We start from the raw sequence: 4301 nt of genomic DNA, 5'->3' as shown, positions 1-4301 counted from the left end.
CCGCCGCCTCGGGGCCACTGCGCACGGCTAGCGCGGGTCGAGCCGCGGTGGCCGTCACGATAGGTGCGGGGCCGCCGCCCGACCATGGCTCGCCTCGCCGCACGGCGCGTAATGCCAGCTCGACCTCCATGGGGTCGGGAACCAGGTTGGCCAGCCCCCACCGCACCGCGCTGGCGTCCGCCACGTCCCGCACCGCCGCCGCGACCGCGCCGTCGACCGGGTCACGCCAGCCGCGCAGGGTGCTCGCCATGTCGGCCACGAACGACCGGCCGGCCGCGGTCAGCTCGGCCGCGTCGGCGAGCTGCCGGACGGCGCGGATGGTCTGCTCCCGCCAGTACGCGTACTCGAACGCGGCGGCGGTCCCCTCGTGCCGCCGGCAGCGCCACACCTCGGCCACCCCCAGGTGCGCGTACGCGCCCTGCAGCAGCGCGCCGACCGGGCGCGGGTCCAGTCGCCAGGGCGCCCGGTAGCGGGCCGGCCCACCCGGGCGGTGAAGCGGAACCAGATCGAGCAGCGCGCCGAGTTTGGTGTGCTGCAACTCGTGCACGAGCAACAGCGCCAGGGTCCGCGCGTCGGTGGGCACGGAGAGCGCTATGGCGCCGAGCGCGTCCCTGCTGGTGGCGCTCACCGGGTTGCCCGAGGGCGGCGGTCGCAGCGGCACGAGTGTGCGCAGCAGCCCGGCCAGCGCGTCGGCGTGCGCCGGAAGGTGGGCACGCAGCCACTGCCCGGCCTCGGCGGTGAGCCGGTCCAGTCGGTCGGCCGACACGTCGTTCAGTCGGGGTGCCGAAGGCCGGTGGTAGCAGTCGCGCCACGGGTCCTGGTCGTCGACCAGCACCTCGACCGCGTCGAACGGCCTGGCCCTGCGTACCGGCAGCCAGCCGATCCCGCCGACGCCCGCGTCGAGCAGCCGGCCACCGCCGGCCTCGACCCGTACCCCGTCCGCGTCGCCGCTGGCGGCGTCGATCCGCAGCGTGCCCGCCTCGCCGGTGAGCCGCACCGGGCTGTCGAAGGGCAGGCCCGTCGCCGCGCCGACGGTGGGCAGCGGCAGCACACCGTCGGCCGGGCGGGGCAGCGTCAGGGTGAACGTCAGGCCGGCGCGGGTCGCCGCCGCCGCCGCGAGCGCGGCCAGGTAGGCGGGCCCGGCGGCGCCGTCCAGCGCGGCGCGGGCCCACCCGGTCACCGGTGGATGGGTCAGCACCGCGGCCACCGTTGCCCGGTCGGCGTGCTCGGCGCGGGTGAGCAGCTCCAGACTCTGCCGGACCAGTGGCTCGTCACGGCAGGCGCGGGCCGCGGCGACGGTCAGCAGCCGACGGCGACCGAGCTGCCCTCCCCGCAACACCGCGACCGTCGCGGCGTCGCCGTGGCCCCCGGCCAGCCCGGCGAGCTGCGCCGCCGACAGCGGGCCCGTCACGGGCGTGCCACCGGCGTCGGCACGCCCGCCCCGGCGACGCGGCGGCGCAGCGCGTCCAGGTCGGCGGTCACCACCGTCCGCACGTGCTGAATCAGCCGCAGCAGGTCGGCACAGTAGACGGACGGGTGGGCGAAGCCGGCGCCGTCGCGGAAGCGGTGCGCGTAAAGGCCGCCACCGCAGACGTCGACGACCGGGCAGGCCCGGCAGGCCGGCGCGAGCGCCGCGGTCCCGGTGGGACGCCCGGCCAGCGACGGGTGACGCAGCGCCTCGTCGAAGCTGTGCCGGAAGACGTCGAAGCCGGTCCGCATCGCCGACGCGGTGGTCGTCTTGAGCGTGTCGGTGCCCTCGATGGTGCCGTCGGTCTCGATCGTCATGACGTCCGGCTCGGCGGCGCCCAGCGCCTGGGTGCCGCTGCGTCCGCCCAGCAGCAGCGCGATCAGTGACTCGAACAGCCGGATGCCGGTACGCCGGGGCGTCTCGGCGTACCAGCGGTCGAAGACGGCGATCAGCCAGTCCGCGTACGGGGTGGCGGGGTCGTCGGGGTGGCGCCCGGGTGGGGGAGCGCTCCAGTTGCCGTGCGGCAGCAGCAGATCCAGCCGGGGCGGGTCGAACTCCCGCAGGCCCTCGTAGACGGTGATCGGGTCGTTGGCCAGGTCGACCGTGCAGAGCAGACCGGCGTAGCGGGCCCGGTGTTCGGGCCGGGCCAGCAGGCGCAGCGCGGCGGCCACCTCGGCGAAGCTGCCCCGGCCGTCGGCGTGGCGGCGGTGGCGGTCGTTGGCGGTGCGGTCGCCGTCCACGCTCACCCCGACGTCGATGCCGTGCGTGTGGCACAGGTCGAGCGCCGCCTCGTCGAGCAGGAGCCCGTTGGTCTGCATCGCCACGTCGAGTGCGACGCCGGAGGGCATCGCGGCGCGCAGCGTGCGTACCGTCCGGTCGAGCACGGCGGGGCCGGCGAGCAGCGGCTCCCCGCCGTGCAGCACTACCCGGACCCGGTCGGTGCCGTGCCGGGCCACGTGGGCGGCGAGCCGGTCGGCGACCCGGCTCACGGTGCCGGGGGCCATGACCCGTGGCCGGGCCCGCCAGCCCTGGTCGGCGTGCCGGTAGACGTAGCAGTAGTCGCAGGCCAGGTTGCACCGTGAGTGGACCTTCAGCACCACCTGGCGGATGCGGGGCGCGGCCACGGCAGGCCGGTGTCGGGTGGCCGACGGCGGGGCGTCGGCCGGCACGGTCAGAAGCTCGACTCGAACGCCGACACGTCGCCGGGCCGGCCCGGCTCACTCTCGGCGGCCAGCGTGCCCAGCACGTGGGCCAGGACGCCGTCACCGGCGCCGGCCAGCAGGTCCGCCAGAGGTACGTCGCCGAGCTGCACCAGAGCGGTGCCGACAGTGCGTCCGATGGGCGGCTGGTCGTGGTCAGCCACCGTGGACCGTCCTTCGGTCGAAGACCGGCACCTGCGTCACCGCTGCGCTCACTCCGCCTTTCTACACCATCGCACCCGGCCCCGGACGGCGCGACACCGCAGCCCGTACGCGCTGGCCACCGTGCCGTTACCTGGCGTACGACCGGGGCCGCCCGGCGCGGCGTCGCACACCCGCGGCCGGGACGGCCGATTTTTTCCGGCCGGCCTGTCGAGGTGGGCGGTAGTCGTTCGTATGGAGGATGAGAGGTCGGCGTCGCGCCGGCCGCCACGAGGAGGAACGATGACGCTCTACCTGCTCAGCATGCACCAGCCGCAGGGTGGGGTGCCGGAGCCGGAGTTCCTGGCACAGGTGATGCGCGAGGTCGGCGAGCTGCGCGACGAGCTGGCAGCCGCCGGGTCCTGGGTCTTCGGTCAGGGTCTGCACGGGCCGGAGACCGCCACGGTGCTGCGCGCCCGCGACGGTGACGTCCTGGTCACCGACGGACCGTTCGTGGAGGGCAAGGAGTACCTGGGCGGCGTCACCATCATCGACGTGCCGGACCTGGACGCCGCCCTGCACTGGGGTCGCCGCTACGCGCTGGCCACCACCCTGCCGATCGAGGTCCGCCCCTTCCGGCCCGGGGCCGGAGACTGACCGTGCCCGACGTGGAGGCGGTGTTCCGCGCCGAGTACGGCCGCGCGGTCGCCGTGCTGGTGCGCCTCCTCGGCGACATCGACCTCGCCGAGGAGGCCGTCCAGGACGCCTTCGCCATCGCGCTGCGTCGGTGGCCGGACAGCGGCCCGCCGCCCAGCCCGGCCGGTTGGATCATCACGACGGCCCGCCACCAGGCCATCGACCGGCTGCGCCGGGAGGCGACGCGCGCCGACCGGCACGCCCAGGCGGCCCTGCTGTACGCCGCCGACCCACCCGACGAGGAGGGGCCCGTGCGCGACGACCGGCTACGTCTGATCTTCACCTGCTGCCATCCGGCGCTCGCCCCGGCCACCCGCGTCGCGCTCACCCTGCGTCTGCTCGGCGGCCTGCGCACCGCCGAGATCGCCCGCGCGTTCCTGGTGCCGGAGGCGACGATGGCGCAGCGACTGGTCAGGGCCAAGTCGAAGATCCGCAACGCCCGCATCCCGTACCGGGTGCCGCGCGACGCAGACCTGCCCGACCGGCTGCACGCCGTGCTCGCCGTGCTGTACCTGATCTTCAACGAGGGGTACACGGCCAGCGCCGGCCCGCACCTGGTCCGTGCCGAGCTGTGCGTCGAGGCGATCCGGCTGGCCCGGCTGCTCGTCGAGCTGATGCCGGACGAACCGGAGGCGCTGGGCCTGCTCGCGTTGATGCTGCTCACCGAGTCCCGCCGGGGCGCGCGGACCACGGCGGACGGCGAGCTGGTGCCGCTCGGAGAACAGGACCGGGACCTGTGGGACCGCGCCCTGATCGCCGAGGGGCAGTCGCTGGTGCGTCGCTGCCTGCGCCGCGAG

Annotated in this window: 5 protein-coding genes; 2 read left to right on the top strand and 3 right to left on the bottom strand. The window is 75.6% G+C overall.

Annotated elements, in window-relative coordinates; genetic code table 11:
- The 3 genes from AB0J68_RS28140 to fxsA all read right to left on the bottom strand — a co-directional run.
- On the bottom strand, positions 1–1411 hold a 1411-nt coding region (locus AB0J68_RS28140), incomplete at its 3' end, for an HEXXH motif-containing putative peptide modification protein (RefSeq protein WP_363941416.1).
- Positions 1408–2637, bottom strand: coding sequence for an FxsB family cyclophane-forming radical SAM/SPASM peptide maturase (locus tag AB0J68_RS28135; protein WP_363941414.1), 1230 nt, complete (start codon positions 2635–2637; stop codon positions 1408–1410). The genes AB0J68_RS28140 and AB0J68_RS28135, both read right to left, overlap by 4 nt.
- Before the next feature lie 2 nt (positions 2638–2639).
- Positions 2640–2831, bottom strand: coding sequence for an FxSxx-COOH cyclophane-containing RiPP peptide (gene fxsA / locus AB0J68_RS28130; RefSeq protein WP_354859636.1), 192 nt, complete (start codon positions 2829–2831; stop codon positions 2640–2642).
- 280 nt (positions 2832–3111) lie between these two features.
- On the opposite strand from fxsA, the gene AB0J68_RS28125 reads away from it, so the two are divergent.
- Entirely contained in the window at positions 3112–3465 is a 354-nt protein-coding gene (locus tag AB0J68_RS28125) for a YciI family protein (RefSeq protein ID WP_354859633.1), read from the top strand.
- Between the two features lie 2 nt (positions 3466–3467).
- Positions 3468–4301 (top strand): sigma-70 family RNA polymerase sigma factor (locus AB0J68_RS28120; RefSeq protein ID WP_363941411.1); only part of this gene is annotated, 834 nt, incomplete at its 3' end.

The organism is Micromonospora sp. NPDC049580 (genome assembly GCF_040675595.1).
GTDB lineage: Bacteria > Actinomycetota > Actinomycetes > Mycobacteriales > Micromonosporaceae > Micromonospora.
The sequence above is the reverse complement of the archived record's forward strand: the minus strand, read 5'-3'. Positions and strand labels throughout refer to the sequence as shown.

Excerpts from the sequence above, each read along its gene's own strand:
- AB0J68_RS28125 (WP_354859633.1), top strand. The coding sequence starts at position 3,112 with ATGACGCTCTACCTGCTCAGCATGCACCAGCCGCAGGGTGGGGTGCCG.